This is a genomic window from Methylophaga sp. UBA3613 (genome assembly GCF_002375415.1).
GTDB lineage: Bacteria > Pseudomonadota > Gammaproteobacteria > Nitrosococcales > Methylophagaceae > Methylophaga.
The window spans coordinates 589,007-605,052 of sequence record NZ_DFLS01000004.1; the positions used below are offsets into that span (position 1 = coordinate 589,007).

The following is a 16,046-nucleotide window of genomic DNA, read 5'->3' on the forward strand; positions in this document are numbered from 1 at the left end:
GGTGGCAGAGATTATCCGTTCTGTCCGGGGAATGAATGACATTCTTCCGGAAATGACGCCGTACTGGCAAGTAGTGGAAACCAGCCTGAAACAGGTTCTCGATAGCTACGGTTATCAGGAAATACGGTTACCCATTCTGGAAAAAACCGAATTATTCAAGCGGTCTATAGGCGAAGTCACGGACATCGTTGAAAAAGAAATGTACACCTTTGATGATCGTAATGGTGACAGCCTCACTCTGCGTCCAGAGGGCACCGCTGGATGCGTCAGGGCGGCCATGGAACATGGTATGTTCAATCAGCAACAACGACTCTGGTATATGGGGCCCATGTTTCGCCATGAACGTCCTCAAAAAGGTCGCTATCGCCAATTCCATCAGTTAGGTGTCGAAGCCTATGGCTTCAGTGGACCCGATATCGATGCAGAGATGATCCTGCTAACGGCCAGGTTATGGAAAAAGCTCGGATTAAAAGATATTACCCTGCAGATAAACTCTCTGGGCAGTACAGAAGCTCGTATTAAATATCGTCAAAAGCTGGTTGAATATTATCAAGCTAATCATGAGCAACTTGATGAGGACAGTCAACGGCGTTTATTGAGCAATCCTTTACGCATTCTGGACAGTAAAAATCCTGAAATGCAGATGCTTAACCAGGCTGCACCTAAGTTGATAGATTATCTAGATGCAGAGTCAGCTGAACACTTTGAGCAATTATGCGCTACCTTAACGGAAGCCGGAATTGCTTTTGAAGTTAACCCCCGACTGGTCCGTGGACTGGATTATTACGGCAAAACAGTTTTCGAATGGGTAACCGATCAACTGGGTGCCCAGGGAACAGTATGTGCGGGCGGGCGCTATGACGGACTGATAGATCAACTTGGCGGTAAGGCTTCCACTGCGATAGGTTTTGCCATCGGGCTTGAACGTTTGATTTCACTACTGGAAGCGGGTGGAGTACTGCCTGAAATATCCGGGCCTGACGTCTATCTGGTTGCAGTAGGGGATGTCGCCGCCGCACAATCATTATTATTAGCAGAGAGTCTGAGAGACCAACTTCCTCAACTTCGCTTGATTAGCCACTGTGGTGGTGGTAGTTTTAAAAGCCAATTTAAGCGGGCTGATCGCAGCGGAGCGCGCTGGACCTTAATTTTGGGGGAAGAGGAAATGGCGCAGCAAACCATTGGTGTGAAAACCATGGCCACAGGCGAGCAACAGACGTTAGCCTGGTCTGAACTAGCGAATTTTCTTTCTGCTTCGGCATTCAACTAACAGTTAACAAAAATAAGTAGAAATATGACGCCACTAAATATCGCCGAATGGCAATCACTTGATAGACACTATTCCGATATCAAATATCTGTCGATGCGTGAACAATTCGCACTGGATTCAGGACGTTTTGAACGTTTCTCAATTCGCTCTGGGGATTTACTGCTCGACTATTCAAAGAACCGCATTACTCAGGAAACCATCGATAAGCTAATTGCGCTGGCAGATGCGGTTAATATTCAGGAATGGATAGAACGAATGTTTTCGGGTGATCAGATTAATCACACCGAAGGTCGTGCTGTTTTACATACGGCATTGCGCAATCGATCTAATACACCGGTTATGGTGGATGGTCAGGATGTCATGCCGCAGGTCAATGCAGTATTGGACAAAATGGCTGCTTTCTGCGAACAGGTGCATTCTGGTAAATGGTTAGGATTCAGCGGTAAAAAAATTACGGATATCGTTAATATCGGTATTGGTGGATCTGACCTCGGCCCAGCCATGATTTGCGATGCGCTTGAGCCTTATGGTATTGATGGCATTCAGGCCCATTTTGTTTCCAATGTTGATGGTACTGATCTCAGTACAACACTGGAAAAACTGAATCCTGAAACTACACTTTTTGTTGTGGCCTCGAAAACCTTCACGACTCAGGAAACCATAACTAACGCTCAATCAGCACGGAACTGGTTTCTGAAGGCAGCAACTCAGGCTGATGTGGCAAAACATTTTGTTGCCGTATCAACCAATGCTAAGGAAGTTGCCAAGTTCGGTATTGATACTGCCAATATGTTCGAAATATGGGACTGGGTGGGTGGTCGATACTCTTTATGGAGTGCTATTGGTCTACCGATTGCATTGTATGTTGGCATGGATAATTTCCTACGATTGCTGGATGGTGGACATGAAATGGATAAGCATTTCCGTACCAAGCCATTGGCAGAAAATATTCCGCTGATTATGGGAATGCTGGGGATCTGGTATATCAATTTCTTTAACGCCCAGACCCATGCAATCGTTCCCTATGATCACTCACTGGCGCGTTTTCCGAGTCACATGCAACAGTTGGATATGGAAAGCAACGGTAAGTTTATTAACCGTCAGGGCGCTCGCATAAGTTATAAAACGGGACCGGTTATCTGGGGCACACCTGGTACCAATGGCCAACATGCTTACTTTCAACTGATTCATCAGGGTACACAGTTAATTCCGGTGGATTTTGTGTTACCGGTCAACAGTCATTATCCTGAATGTGATCATCAATCCATTTTATTGGCCAATGGTTTGGCTCAATCAGAAGCATTGATGAAAGGTAAAACGGCTGAGGAAGTCAGAGAAGAGTTGGTCAAGGAAGGCTATGAAGGCAAAGCCCTGGATGCATTATTGCCGCATAAAGTCTTCCCGGGTAATCGTCCGAGTAATGTATTGTTATTTCCTAAATTAACGCCGGAAATGTTGGGACAGCTTGTCGCTCTCTATGAGCACAAAGTATTTGTTCAGGGGGTTATCTGGAACATCAATTCGTTTGACCAATGGGGTGTTGAGCTTGGTAAACAGCTTGCAAAAGCTATTTTGCCGGATTTGCAGAGTAATGCCGAAATCTCAGTACATGATAGTTCTACTACCGAGCTTATCAGACTGATCCGTACCTTGCGCCAATAGATAAATCAAAGCGGCTCGTAACTGACGAGCCGCTCTCATCATCAAGAGTTAATGCTTTTTACGAATAATCAATCCAGCCAAAGGTGGTAAGTTCAAAACAATTGAGTAAGGTCTGTCAGACCAGCTTATTGAATCGCTCTGAATTACCTGACTAACAGAATAATTACTGCCACTGTAGTACTCCGAGTCAGAATTGATGACAACCTCATATTCGCCTGCTTCAGGCACACCAATGCGATAATTATCCCTCACGACAGGTGTGAAATTGAACACTGCCACAGCGATGGAATCCTGTCCCTGTCGCAGGTAGCTTAGTACGGACTGTTCCCGATCATTGCAATCAATCCATTCGAACCCATGTGCATCAAAGTCATGATAATGAAGCGCCGGGCTCTCTCGGTAGACTTTATTTAAATCAGTGACCAGCTGTAATAGGCCCTGATGTTTTGGGTAATCCAGTAAATACCATTCCAGTGCTTTTTCACTATTCCACTCACTGCCCTGACCAAATTCTGATCCCATAAATAATAATTTTTTGCCGGGATAGCTGTACATAAAGGTATAAAGTAATCGCAGATTAGCAAATTGCTGCCACTCATCTCCGGGCATTTTGTATCGCATCGAACCTTTACCATGTACAACTTCATCATGTGAAAAAGGCAATACAAAATTTTCGGTAAATGCATAAAGCAAACCAAAGGTAAGCTGATCATGATGATAGCGACGATGAATCGGATCCTGTTTCATATACTCAAGGATGTCGTGCATCCAGCCCATATTCCACTTCATCGAGAAACCCAGTCCGCCCATATCTGCTGGTCGAGAAACCATTGGATAGGAGGTGGATTCTTCCGCGGCGATAATACAACCAGGGTGAGACTGATGCAGTATGGTATTAACTTCTTTGAGAAAGCTGATGACCTCAAGATTCTCACGGCCACCATGAATATTAGGTAACCATTGACCTTCCTGACGTGAATAATCGAGATAAAGCATCGACGCGACTGCATCGACGCGTAATCCATCTATGTGGCATTCTTCCAGCCAGAAAAATGCACTGGATAACAGGAAGTTACGAACCTCGTTGCGGCCGTAATTAAAGATTAATGTACCCCAGTCCTGGTGTTCTCCACGACGGGGATCTTCATGTTCATAGAGCGCGGTACCATCAAACTTGGCAAGGCCGAAGCTGTCTTTGGGAAAATGTCCAGGCACCCAATCCAGTAACACACCAATATTATTTTGATGGCATTGGTCGACAAAATATCGAAAATCATCCGGTGAGCCGAACCTGCTGGTTGCAGCATAATAACCTGTGGTTTGATAACCCCAGGAAATATCCAGAGGGTGTTCGGTGATCGGTAAAAGCTCAATATGAGTGAAGCCCATTTTACGGACGTATGGCACCAGTTTGTCGGCAAGTTCGCGGTAACTGCAGAAGCTGCCATCACTGCGCTTTTGCCAGGAACCGAGATGGACTTCATAAACGCTATGTGGCGCATGGAGCCATTTTGTATGCTCTCTGTTGGACATCCATTCTTTGTCCTGCCATTGATAGTTGCTGTCAAAAATCACTGATGCAGTACCGGGACGAAGTTCTGCCTGCTGGCAATATGGATCCATTTTCAGATGCAGACTGCCATCATGATAGTTACGTATTTCAAATTTGTAGAGTTCACCAATTTCCAGACCTGGAATGAATAATTCCCATACACCAGTACTGCCTCTGGAACGCATGGGATGACAGCGTCCATCCCAACGGTTGAATGTGCCGACAACGCTGACACGTTGGGCATTGGGTGCCCAGGTGGCAAACATCACACCTTGTACACCGTTTACTGTGCGCTTGTGAGATCCCAGAATTCGGTAGGCATGCCAGTGTTTACCCTCCGCAAACAAATACAGATCGTAATCCGAAATTTGCGGTGGGAAGCAGTACGGATCGTAATGACTCTGAATTTGATTTTGTGAAGTGGTACGATGAATCTGGTATGGCGTTTCTAAATCATCAGAACGGCCTGTCCACTCAAAAATATCTGTACCCTCAACCCGCTTCATAGGCAGATTGTTTCCTACCGTGGCGGATTCGGTATGAGGTAAGAAAGCCCTGACATACACGCCGCTTTTGGTCGGATGACGACCCAAAACTGCAAAAGGATCATGATGTCTGGCTTCTATGATTTTAAGTTGGTCATCTGTCAAATTTTGTTCAAAAACCATAGATATACTGTCCCGTAAATTTTTCTATTGCTGTCCACCTTAACGATGTGGCACGCTTAAAGCCATTACAACATATTTCACTGCATAGCTGGCTGGAGATTTGAATATGCCCAAAAATAATAGCACGCGTTTTGTCAGTCGACTGACCAGAGATACTCTGGCGTTGATTCTAGCAGGCGGGCGTGGTTCACGTTTGAAACAACTGACTGGTTGGCGTGCAAAACCCGCTGTACCCTTTGGTGGAAAATTCAGGATTATAGATTTCCCTCTATCAAACTGCGTCAATTCGGGGATCCGCAGAGTAGGGGTGTTAACACAGTATAAAGCGCATTCATTGATAAGACATATCCAACAGGGCTGGGGCTTTATGCGTGGTGCTTTGGGAGAGTTTGTCGAGTTGTTGCCAGCCTCACAGCGTACCGAGCAGGGTTGGTATACCGGCACCGCCGATGCGGTATATCAGAATATCGACATTCTACGCAATCATGGCCCTGAGTATGTATTGATCCTGGCAGGCGATCATATTTACAAAATGGATTATGGTGATATGTTGGCTGAACATGTTGCGCAAAATGCCGATATGACTATTGGTTGTATCGAGGTACCATTGGACCAGGCCAGAGCTTTTGGGGTCATGTCGGTTGATTTGAATCACCGTATTATCGCTTTTAATGAAAAACCTGCAAATCCAACGCCGATTCCGGGGCATGATGATGTTGCATTGGCTTCAATGGGGATTTATATTTTCAATGCTGGTTTCTTGTATGAGCAGTTGATAAAGGATGCTGACAATTCAAGATCCAGTCATGACTTTGGTCATGACATTATCCCGTCCTTAATTGAGAAATATAAAGTTGTCGCTTTTCCTTACAAAGATGTGCAGGGCAATGATCCAGGATACTGGCGTGATGTGGGAACAATAGATGCTTTCTGGTCGGCGAATCTTGAATTAATTGGTGTTACACCAGAACTGAATCTTTACGACGAAGAGTGGCCAATCTGGACGCATCAGGCCCAATTGCCGCCTGCCAAGTTTGTTTTTGATGATGACGATCGGCGGGGTATGGCTGTTGATTCAATGGTCTCAGGGGGGTGCATTATTTCCGGATCCGTTGTGAGGCACTCGGTTCTGTTTTCCAATGTAGAAGTCCATAGTTTCAGTCTGATAGAAGATAGTGTGGTATTACCGGATGTCTCTGTGGGCAGGCACTGTCGCCTGAAGAAAGTTGTGCTTGATAAAGGCTGTATCGTCCCTGAAGGAACGGTTATTGGCGAAGATCCTGAACTTGATGCTCAACGTTTTGAAGTTTCACCCAATGGTGTTGTATTAGTCACACCTGAAATGCTGGGGCAAAATTACCGTTATGTCCGATAAATTAAAAGTCGTTTTATGCTGGCACATGCACCAGCCGCAATATAGTGAACCGATGGGCGGAAGCTATCAGCTCCCTTGGACCTATTTGCATGCAATAAAAGATTATGTCGATATGGCCTGGCATCTCGAACAAATCCCTGAGGCTCGGGCGGTGGTTAATTTCGCACCTACCTTACTGGAACAGATTGATGATTATGATCAGCAACTGAAAGGCCGCTTTAAAGGAACAGGATGTCTGAAAGATCCTTTGTTAATTGCGCTGGATTCACCGGTGCAACCAGTTCATATTGAAGAGCGCCAAACAATACTAAATGCTTGTCTGCGCGCCAATGATGAGAAGCTTATAGCGCCGTTTCCAATATTTGCAAAACTTGCTGAAATGGCATGCTGGGTCTTGGAAGAGAAGCAGCGTCTGGCCTACCTAAATGATCAATTCCTGGTGGATATGCTGGTTTGGTACCATCTGGTGTGGATGGGCGAGTCAGTGAGGCGCAACGATATTCGTATTCAGGCCTTAATGAAAAAAGGCCAGCAATTTAATTTTCATGATCGCCGGCAATTGATGATCGTTATTGGTGAGTTGCTGAGTGATGTTATTCCACGTTATCGACGACTCGCAGAGGCCAAAAAAGTTGAGTTATCGGTAACGCCTTACGCTCATCCGATAGTGCCATTATTACTGGATATTAATAGCACGCTGGAAGCGATGCCGGATGCCCTGTTGCCACAAATTCGGCAGTATCCTGGTGGAGATGTCCGCACCGATTGGCATATGGAAAAAGGTCTGGAAGTATTTGAGTCATTTTTTGGTTTCCGTCCCAAAGGCTGCTGGCCATCTGAAGGTGCAGTTTCAAAGCCAACTATTGAGTCGATAGCCAAACATGGCTTTAGTTGGACTGCCAGTGGTGAAAATGTCTTACGAAACAGTCTGCAGAAAAGTGCTTTGCCTGACAGTAGCATTCATAAGCCTTATCAACTAGAAGCGGTAGGTCCTGCATGCTTTTTCCGAGATGATGGTTTATCCGATTTAATTGGTTTTACCTATACCAAATGGAGTGCTGAAGATGCTGTTAACGACTTTATTCATCATCTGACTAATATTAAAGCTACGACAGAGGGTGATGCCGATAGAGTTGTTTCAGTCATTCTGGATGGAGAAAATGCCTGGGAACATTATTCCTATAATGGGTTTTATTTTTTGCAAAGCCTGTATAAACAGCTTTCCAGACATCCGGATATAGAATTGACCACTTTCTCAGATTGTCTGGAGAATGGCGTTAAACCCGCATTATTACCTGAAATGGTAGCTGGTAGCTGGGTTTACGGTACTTTCTCCACCTGGATTGGTGATGTTGATAAAAATCGGGCATGGGATCTGCTGAGTCAGGCTAAACAGGTTTATGACGAAAAAATTGCTGCTGCAGAGATTGATGAAGATCTGCTACAGGCAATTGATAAACAGCTGGCTATTTGTGAGGGATCGGATTGGTTCTGGTGGTTTGGCGATTACAACGCAGCAGACAGTGTCAGTGATTTTGAACGACTGTTCCGTTTGCATTTATCAAACCTTTATCAAATGTTGGGAGAAGAAGTGCCTCAAATATTGTCAGAGGTTGTGTCATTAGGAGGAGGAGAAGCCGAGCAGGGTGGCACAATGCGTCGTGGCGGCTAATTAATGAAACAGGCTCATATCTTTGATAATCGTCGGACCGGTGTATTGCTGCATATCACCAGTTTACCCAGTAGAAACTTAGGGGCAGATGCCTACCGTTTTGTGGATTTTTTGCACCAATCAGGGGTAACAGTCTGGCAGATGCTGCCATTAGGACCTACCCATGATGATGGTTCGCCTTATCAATGTTTATCGGCTCATGCTGGCAATAACAAACTGTTATGTGAAGCTTATATTAAAGCTCAACCCTGGGTGCACACCGAAGATCTGGCGGGTAAAAAAATCTACACAATCGTGGCAAATGCTTACAAGCAATTCTACGAAAATGCTAATGAGGCTGACTGGGCTGCCTTTGATAGTTTTTGTCAGCGACAGGCATTTTGGTTGGAAGATTATATTCTGTATCGTGAAATACGTAATCTGAATCATGCACTACCATGGTTTGACTGGCCAGTTGAGTTTCGTGACAGAGACCCGGCCACGCTGAAAGACTTGGCTGAGCAACGTGCAGAATCCCTGAATATTCGCCGATTTGAACAGTTTCTGTTTTTCCAGCAATGGAACAATTTAAAAACCTATGCCAATCAGAAGAACGTCAAATTGTTTGGTGATATGCCAATTTTCGTTGCCCATGACAGTGCCGATGTATGGGCAGCACCGGAATTGTTTACCCTCGATGAGACAGGGCAGGCCACAAAGGTAACCGGTGTTCCGCCTGATTATTTTTCTGCAACGGGACAACGTTGGGGTAACCCGCTTTATGAATGGCAGGCGCACATTGACGAAGATTTTGATTGGTGGGTAAAACGTTTGTCGACTCAGCTCGAGCTGTTTGATTTAATCCGTATAGATCATTTCAGGGGGTTTGAGTCATGTTGGGAGATTCCGGCCAGTTGCGAAACGGCAATGGAAGGTGAGTGGGGTAAAGCCCCAGGTGAAGCGTTATTTAATAAATTGGTAGCAAACTTTGGTGAGCTTCCTCTTGTTGCCGAAGATCTGGGAATAATCACTGAAGAAGTAACTGCGTTACGAGAACAATTTGCCATGCCTGGCATGAAGATTCTGCAATTTGCCTTTGGGGGTGATGCTGACAATCCTTATCTTCCACATCAACACTGCAGGGATAGTATTACTTATACCGGCACTCACGATAACAACACCAGTCTTGGATGGTATCATGAGCTTGATGATGCAACCCGGCATCATATGCATCAATATATCGGACCCAGCGATGAAGCAATGCCCTGGTTACTTATCCGGGTAGCATTAAAATCAGTCTCTCAACTTGCCGTTATTCCTATGCAGGATTTACTTGAGTTAGGTGGTGAACATCGAATGAATGTTCCCGGTACCATGGAAGATAACTGGATGTGGCAGTTTGAGTGGAATATGCTCTCTGAATATTGCTCAGGTAATTTAAGTGCCTTAAACAAAATATATGGACGTATCATTGATGAATAATATAGAAGATTATTTTTTTAGTGAGTCTCATATTTGGCTGGAAGAGCAAGGTGATGGAATTTTTACACTTGGTATCACTGAACATGCTCAGAATAGCCTTGGAGATATTGTATTTGTGGAGTTGCCTGCTGAAGGGCAACAGTTTGCAGCGGGTGAAGAGTGTGCAGTCATTGAATCGGTAAAATCAGCCTCGGATGTGATTATGCCGATTAGTGGTGAAGTCATTGCAATAAATCAGCAACTGGTCGAAATGCCTGAACTGATTAATCAGGAACCTTTTAACAATGGATGGATTGTGCGGTTTCGCTCTGAGGTTCCGTATGAAGAAATAGCTGCAGAATTAATGTCTTCCGCTGACTACGAGGCTTTTCTGGACCAATAGATGGCACCTAATATACTGGGTTGCCTAGCACCTGTTAAATGGCGCAAATCAAGTGCGTTATGTTGCAAAGTCTGTTCAGCAAACCATGCAAAGGCGGCCGACTCGACCCATTGTGGATCTAAACCGATTTCAGCGGTAGTGCCGACAATAATCGGCGCTAAATCCTTCCTTAGTTGCTTAACTAAAGCAGTATTTTTTGCCCCACCACCACAGATATAAAGTTTGTCTGTTTGAGCGGCGTATTGATGAATAGCATCTGCAATTGTCGACGCGGTTAATGCCAAGAGTGTGGCTTGAATATCCTGTGGTGGTAGATCTGCGCAATTAGCAGCAATTATCTTCTGCATTAACCAGTTTTGGTTAAATAATTCACAACCTGTGCTTTTAGGGATTTCCCGTTTGAAATAGGGATCAGACTTTAAAGTTAATAACAGGGATTGATTAACCTCCCCAGCTTCAGCCCATAGCCCGTCATTATCAAAAGCCTGATGTTTATGCTTTTGTATCCAGGAATCCATCAGAGTGTTACCTGGCCCGGTATCAAATCCTTGAAGTGAACTATGTGGGGCTTTGGTTAAGATGGTGATATTACTAATGCCACCAATATTGACGATGACCCTGTTTTCGCTATCAGAACGAAACATAGCAGCGTGGAAGGCTGGAACTAATGGTGCTCCCTGACCTCCATTTACCATATCACGCTGACGGAAGTCACATACTGTGGTTATACCGGTTTTTTCCGCAATAACATTACCATTGCCGATTTGCATGCTAAAGGGATAAATTGAGTCAGGAGAGTGAAAAACTGTCTGGCCATGACAACCAATACCATCAACTTGATGGGGTGACACATCAGCAGATTCCAGCAGATTAAATATCGCGTCTGTATAGGCATGGCCAAGCTGGATGTCGAGCTCGCCCAACTGGGATAGCTGACATTGTTGAGAGCGGATTAATGTTCTTAAAGCAGTTTGCAGATCTTTCGAAAAATCCGCACTATGAAAACCAATTAATTTCGGTTGGTCGGTCGGTGATGTCTCGATTAATGCAACATCAATTGCATCAAGACTAGTGCCTGACATTACACCGACATAAAGTCCCATTATTGATATGGCTAGTCTTGACGAAATGCCAATGTTGGAACTTGCAGATTATCCAAGCTGGCAAGCAATGGTAGTGACAGCGTTTTGAACTCTGCCAGATATTGACCAGGAATCGGTTCAGCTTTAGGTAAAGTGACGGTTAATGGGTTTTTATGCACGCCGTCGATTCGGAATTCGTAATGCAAATGTGGCCCGGTTGCTAGTCCACTGCTACCAATATATCCAATGACTTCACCTTGTCTTACCCGTTGGCCAGCGCGAATACCACTCTTATATTTAGACATATGGGCAAATAGCGTGGTGTATCGTCCACCATGTGACAGGATAACTGTACGACCATAACCGCCCTTATTACCAACGAATGCTACTTTGCCATCGCCAGTTGCCAGAATAGGCGTTCCAGTTGCAGCAGCGTAGTCAACGCCACGGTGGGGACGGTTAGTTTTTAATACAGGGTGTTTACGATTTGGATTAAAGCCTGAACTTATACGTGAAATAGGAACAGGGGTACGTGTAAATGCTTTACGCATGCTGTCGCCGTCTGGGGTGTAAAAACGACTTTCACCATTGCTGTCAGTGAATCGAATAGCTCGGAAGGTTTTGCCGCGATTGGTAAATTCTGCTGCCAGGATTTCACCATCAGCAATCTTCTCTCCATCCAGGAAGTTTTCATTATAAATAACTTTAAAACTGTCACCCTGACGTAAGTCCAATGCAAAATCGATATCCCAACCGAAAATGTGCGCCATTTGCATAATCAATTTATCTGACATGCCGGCTTTTTGGGCATCTAAAAAGAGTGAGCTTTGAATTTCACCCGCAACCAGTTGGCGGTGCTTATCGAGTTCTCGTTCAATGAGATCTGTTTCAAAGCCTTTTTCAGTTGACGTTAAGGTCAATGTTTTCATTGGAGTTAATTGTAATTGCAGCTGTTTCAGTTCCAGCTTCTGCTCATTATCCGTCACTGTTCCAAAACGAAGCACTTGACCGGGTCTGAGATTGAGAAGGGCTTTTGCATCTTCACCAGCCGTCTGGGCAACAACATAAACATCACGTGCAGTTAAACCTGCACGGGGAAAAATCAAGGAAAGGTTATCGCCTGATTTTACTTCAATTTCTTGCCAACTCAGTTCGTCTGAAGCGGTTTCACTGTCAGCTGGAGAATCTGATAAGGCATCATTTAAGATAGTAATATCTGATGCATTTTCAGGGGCTGCTTTCGGTTGATTCAGATGCAGCCGTTCAATTTCAGCAGATTCACTCAAAGCAGCATTCGTGGTTACAGGTTGATCTTCTTCAATGGTAACAATATCAGCTGAGGGTGTAGGTTCCGAAGAGGGCTGAGAGGGTAAATTAATAGCTGTTTCTAATTCTGAGGTCGTGGCTTCAGTATTTTCAGGCATGTTCGGCAGCTGTACTGGCTGAGTTTGACTTGTCGTGGCGCTTGGTTCGCTTGTAGCAAGTACAATCCCAGTGATGAATATACCGGTTAATGCCAGTAACGACAAAATAGTGATATGTCGGTTTTTATGGGGAGACAGCGATTCAGATTTAAATAACTTTGATTGCTGTGATGAGCTCAGAAGTCTGTTACGTTTCTTCATGGGCATTCCCTGTTTATAGTAAATTCGTGCAATTCTCTCAGCATTTACACAGAATTGAAACCCCTTCAGGTCAAGATCTTGTGTTATATTGCCCGCCAATTTTTAATGTGCGGAGAACGATGATGACAACTGTACAAGAAACCTTGGCAGAAATCCGTCGTGGAGCAGAAGAAATTCTGGTTGAAAAAGAACTGATAGAAAAGCTGGAAAGTGGTAAGCCACTGCGTATTAAAGCTGGTTTTGACCCTACTGCGCCGGACTTGCATCTTGGACATACGGTACTCCTTAACAAGTTGCGTCTGTTTCAGGAATTGGGACACGAGATTCTATTTTTGATTGGCGATTTTACTGGGATGATTGGCGATCCAACCGGTAAAAATGTGACGCGCCAGCCATTAACGCCTGAGCAGGTCAAATGCAATGCGGAAACTTACCAACAACAAGTATTCAAAATTCTGGATCCAGCACGCACTCAAGTCGTTTTCAATTCGCATTGGATGAACGAGTTATCTTCTGCCGATATGATTCGGTTAGCTTCTCACCATACCGTTGCCCGTATGCTGGAGCGTGATGATTTTCATAAACGTTACACAACAGGCCAGTCTATTGCTATTCATGAGTTTTTATATCCTTTAATTCAAGGATATGACTCTGTTGTGCTTGATGCTGACGTAGAACTTGGTGGAACAGATCAGAAATTTAACTTGTTGATGGGACGAGAATTACAAAAGGCTTATGGAAAATCACCACAATGCGTTTTGACGATGCCACTTCTGGTTGGGCTGGATGGTGTGCAGAAAATGTCCAAATCGCTGGTTAACTATATTGGTATTGATGAAAGTCCGAAGGATATCTTCGGCAAACTCATGTCAATTTCTGATGAACTGATGTGGCGTTATATTGAACTGCTCAGTTTTAAGTCATTGGATGAAATTGCTGATTGGAAGCAATCAACAGCAGAGGGAAGGAATCCGGTTGAGATTAAAAAGTTATTTGCTGAGGAAATTGTTTCTCGCTTTCATGGCGAAGATGCTGGACCACAAGCTCGTCAGGATTTTGAAAATCAATTCAAAAAGGGTGAAATCCCAGATGATATCACTGAGGTAACTTTGGCTGTTGGAGCTGAAGGTATGCCAATAGCCAATGTTCTTAAAGAGGCCGGGCTGACAAGTAGCACCTCAGATGCAATGCGAATGATTCAGCAGGGGGCTGTCAAAATCGACGGCGAAAAAGTAGAGGATAAATCCTTATTAATTAAGATGGGTGTCGAAGGTGTTTTTCAAGTAGGCAAGCGTAAATTTGCCCGTATCTCTACCACTTGATTCTTTGTAAAATATTATTTATTAGCCTGGTATGAATCTGCTGTCACATCAGATGTCGACCACATCGCTTACAATTTTTTGCGCTTGAATCGTTTTCAAGAGTGGTCAGAAATATAATAACTGCAGCTTTACCAAAGCCATAACTGGTTATTAATAGACTTGAATATAAATAGATATTAAAAGCTGTGAACCAGACACCTGCAGGAGTATATGTTTCTGATAGCGGATCCAATTCAGGAAACATTGCATACAATAAAAAAAGACTGGAATTGGTAAACGCCCCCGTTACCATCGCCCAGCGAACATGCCATGGCAATCCAATCCTTGCAGCATAAAATCCCAGAATCAAAGCACTCATTAGTAAAAAGTCGATATGTGCCTGCAACACACGCATAGGTTTACCCGGAAATAAAGTCTCCAGAAAACCAATCTGGTTATAGATACCAACCAGTGACCAAGCCAGTAATAAAGCCATCAGTATCCACAAGCAGGCACCTCTTATCAGCACCACATTACCAGCGTGGTTATCATTCTGTTTCATGCTCTCTCCTGTTATTATTCTGAAATACAGCAGCAGTATGCCGAGCTTAAGATGAGTATTCTTTACTCTAACGGCAGAAATCCTTGTACATTTGGGTGATGAGTTATGACAAACGCACTGATTGCTCCTCCAGGCCAGATAGCTGATGGTCCTGATTCGCTTGTTCGTCTTGATGGGCAGCGTTTCTGCACTGAGCAACAACCCAGCGCTCAGCGGGTAGAGTGGCTGAAGGAAGTCATTGGCCGGGAATATGCCAACGTCGATATTACGCCGCCTCAGGAAATGGTGCTGTTCAATGATATGTTGATTTATCCCTGGCAAGAAGGTGTACGGCTATCACCCATTCAATCCAATGCAATTACATTGGAGCGATTACCTCAAGAGCCTTCCCATTCAAGTCAGGATTGCTATTTCATGGTCCTGCTTACTTCCGGGAAGTACAAGTTGGAGCAGGGTGGCAGAGAAGTTTTTCTCAAACCAGGTGAAATGACGATTTATGATGCGACTCAGCCGCACAGAATTACTATTCCAGAAGCTTTTTCCAAGATATTAATTTCTATCCCCCGCAAGATTCTGGATCAACGGCTAAATAATATTGGAAGAATTACAGCTACCCGGATTCCTTCGGCTGAGGGCATTGGTTCTGTCACCAGTAGTTTTATTCAATCTACCGTTAAACAACTGGAACAATTTTCCAGGTCACAGTTTCAATTATTATCGCAGCCAGTGGTCGATATGTTGACCTTGTCATTAGGGCAGGTTATTGAAAATAAGCTGACAACAACCAGCCACCGTCAGATTATGTTGATACGTATCAAACAATATATAAAGAGTGCAATGAGCGACCCAGAACTCACAGCAACAAAAATTGCTGATGCGACAGGCTTATCGAAACGTTATCTTAATAACCTATTCAACGAAGAAAATACTTCGCTGATGCGCTTCCTGACTGAAGAGAGATTGGAGCTATGTCGGCATTGTCTGGCAAACGTTTTTTATTCCCGTCTTTCTATCACCCAGATTGCTATGCGATACGGTTTTAACAATATGTCGCATTTCAGTCGAGTTTTTAAAAAATATTACGGTTGTTCGCCTAGGGCATATCGTCAATTATTTACCAATTCCTAGATTCGCCTCGTATCAAAGTAAGTATAAAGTATCTCTCTCTTGGCGCACGTGGAGTGCTATGACCCAAAAAACGACTGGATTGAGAGTGGCAAATGAGTAAATTGTAATTATTTAATCAGTATTTTTCTTATCAATTCATAAGACTAGCGTAACCCTAAAACAATCAAGAAAAACTTCCTGTTGACGTATTCAATTCAACCTGTAGAATGCGCCGTTCTGTTTCGACAGGCGGCCCTCAACGCTGATAAATAAACGTTCTGAGGGTTGACAGACTGAGCGAGGTCTGTATAATTCTCGCTTCTTTGC

At 44.1% G+C, this 16,046-nt stretch carries 12 protein-coding genes; 8 read left to right on the top strand and 4 right to left on the bottom strand.

The window, feature by feature from the left end; genetic code table 11:
- Position 1 precedes the first annotated feature (1 nt).
- Together hisS and pgi are read left to right on the top strand one after the other, a co-directional pair.
- Complete coding sequence (gene hisS / locus B3S93_RS04945; RefSeq protein ID WP_292354213.1) at positions 2 to 1,270, top strand: histidine--tRNA ligase; 1,269 nt, start codon at positions 2 to 4, stop codon at positions 1,268 to 1,270.
- Positions 1,271 to 1,294: 24 nt separating this feature from the next.
- Positions 1,295 to 2,932, top strand: coding sequence for a glucose-6-phosphate isomerase (pgi, locus tag B3S93_RS04950; RefSeq protein WP_292354215.1), 1,638 nt, complete (start codon positions 1,295 to 1,297; stop codon positions 2,930 to 2,932).
- A gap of 48 nt (positions 2,933 to 2,980) precedes the next feature.
- Here pgi and glgB read toward each other — a convergent pair whose 3' ends face one another.
- On the bottom strand, positions 2,981 to 5,152 hold the full coding sequence (glgB, locus tag B3S93_RS04955; RefSeq protein ID WP_292354217.1) for a 1,4-alpha-glucan branching protein GlgB: 2,172 nt from the start codon (positions 5,150 to 5,152) through the stop codon (positions 2,981 to 2,983).
- 106 nt (positions 5,153 to 5,258) lie between these two features.
- Between glgB and glgC the strand changes: the two genes are divergently transcribed.
- Genes glgC through gcvH form a run of 4 tightly spaced genes read left to right on the top strand, consistent with a single transcriptional unit; the run spans position 5,259 to position 10,042 of the window.
- On the top strand, positions 5,259 to 6,527 hold the full coding sequence (glgC, locus tag B3S93_RS04960) for a glucose-1-phosphate adenylyltransferase (protein WP_292354218.1): 1,269 nt from the start codon (positions 5,259 to 5,261) through the stop codon (positions 6,525 to 6,527).
- Positions 6,517 to 8,199 (top strand): glycoside hydrolase family 57 protein, encoded by a 1,683-nt coding sequence (locus B3S93_RS04965; protein ID WP_292399476.1) that lies wholly within the window; start codon positions 6,517 to 6,519, stop codon positions 8,197 to 8,199. The genes glgC and B3S93_RS04965 overlap by 11 nt, the downstream gene beginning before the upstream one ends.
- A 3-nt stretch (positions 8,200 to 8,202) precedes the next feature.
- Positions 8,203 to 9,660 (top strand): 4-alpha-glucanotransferase, encoded by a 1,458-nt coding sequence (gene malQ / locus B3S93_RS04970; protein ID WP_292354222.1) that lies wholly within the window; start codon positions 8,203 to 8,205, stop codon positions 9,658 to 9,660.
- Positions 9,653 to 10,042 (top strand): glycine cleavage system protein GcvH, encoded by a 390-nt coding sequence (gene gcvH / locus B3S93_RS04975; RefSeq protein ID WP_292354224.1) that lies wholly within the window; start codon positions 9,653 to 9,655, stop codon positions 10,040 to 10,042. The genes malQ and gcvH overlap by 8 nt, the downstream gene beginning before the upstream one ends.
- On the opposite strand, the gene B3S93_RS04980 is transcribed toward gcvH, so the two are convergent.
- Together B3S93_RS04980 and B3S93_RS04985 are read right to left on the bottom strand one after the other, a co-directional pair.
- A complete protein-coding gene (locus tag B3S93_RS04980) occupies positions 10,018 to 11,124 on the bottom strand; it encodes an anhydro-N-acetylmuramic acid kinase (protein WP_292399473.1) in 1,107 nt (368 codons plus the stop codon). The two genes, gcvH and B3S93_RS04980, sit on opposite strands and share 25 nt — an antisense overlap.
- A 32-nt stretch (positions 11,125 to 11,156) precedes the next feature.
- Entirely contained in the window at positions 11,157 to 12,749 is a 1,593-nt protein-coding gene (locus B3S93_RS04985; protein ID WP_292399471.1) for a M23 family metallopeptidase, read from the bottom strand.
- 122 nt (positions 12,750 to 12,871) lie between these two features.
- On the opposite strand from B3S93_RS04985, the gene tyrS reads away from it, so the two are divergent.
- Positions 12,872 to 14,071 carry a tyrosine--tRNA ligase gene (gene tyrS / locus B3S93_RS04990; protein ID WP_292399468.1) on the top strand — a complete coding sequence of 400 codons (1,200 nt, stop codon included), beginning with the start codon at positions 12,872 to 12,874 and terminating at the stop codon, positions 14,069 to 14,071.
- 43 nt (positions 14,072 to 14,114) lie between these two features.
- Here the strand turns inward: tyrS and B3S93_RS04995 are convergent, their stop codons facing one another.
- Positions 14,115 to 14,612 carry a hypothetical protein gene (locus tag B3S93_RS04995; RefSeq protein ID WP_292399466.1) on the bottom strand — a complete coding sequence of 166 codons (498 nt, stop codon included), beginning with the start codon at positions 14,610 to 14,612 and terminating at the stop codon, positions 14,115 to 14,117.
- Between the two features lie 105 nt (positions 14,613 to 14,717).
- Between B3S93_RS04995 and B3S93_RS05000 the strand changes: the two genes are divergently transcribed.
- Positions 14,718 to 15,740 (top strand): helix-turn-helix domain-containing protein, encoded by a 1,023-nt coding sequence (locus B3S93_RS05000; protein ID WP_292399463.1) that lies wholly within the window; start codon positions 14,718 to 14,720, stop codon positions 15,738 to 15,740.
- Positions 15,741 to 16,046: the final 306 nt, after the last annotated feature.

What these genes read in the sequence shown, in the direction of transcription:
- pgi (WP_292354215.1), top strand. Translation starts at nt 1,295, where the DNA reads ATGACGCCACTAAATATCGCCGAATGGCAATCACTTGATAGACACTAT.
- glgB (WP_292354217.1), bottom strand. Translation starts at nt 5,152, where the DNA reads ATGGTTTTTGAACAAAATTTGACAGATGACCAACTTAAAATCATAGAA.
- glgC (WP_292354218.1), top strand. Translation starts at nt 5,259, where the DNA reads ATGCCCAAAAATAATAGCACGCGTTTTGTCAGTCGACTGACCAGAGAT.
- B3S93_RS04965 (WP_292399476.1), top strand. Translation starts at nt 6,517, where the DNA reads ATGTCCGATAAATTAAAAGTCGTTTTATGCTGGCACATGCACCAGCCG.
- malQ (WP_292354222.1), top strand. Translation starts at nt 8,203, where the DNA reads ATGAAACAGGCTCATATCTTTGATAATCGTCGGACCGGTGTATTGCTG.
- gcvH (WP_292354224.1), top strand. Translation starts at nt 9,653, where the DNA reads ATGAATAATATAGAAGATTATTTTTTTAGTGAGTCTCATATTTGGCTG.
- B3S93_RS04980 (WP_292399473.1), bottom strand. Translation starts at nt 11,124, where the DNA reads ATGTCAGGCACTAGTCTTGATGCAATTGATGTTGCATTAATCGAGACA.
- B3S93_RS04985 (WP_292399471.1), bottom strand. Translation starts at nt 12,749, where the DNA reads ATGAAGAAACGTAACAGACTTCTGAGCTCATCACAGCAATCAAAGTTA.
- tyrS (WP_292399468.1), top strand. Translation starts at nt 12,872, where the DNA reads ATGACAACTGTACAAGAAACCTTGGCAGAAATCCGTCGTGGAGCAGAA.
- B3S93_RS04995 (WP_292399466.1), bottom strand. Translation starts at nt 14,612, where the DNA reads ATGAAACAGAATGATAACCACGCTGGTAATGTGGTGCTGATAAGAGGT.
- B3S93_RS05000 (WP_292399463.1), top strand. Translation starts at nt 14,718, where the DNA reads ATGACAAACGCACTGATTGCTCCTCCAGGCCAGATAGCTGATGGTCCT.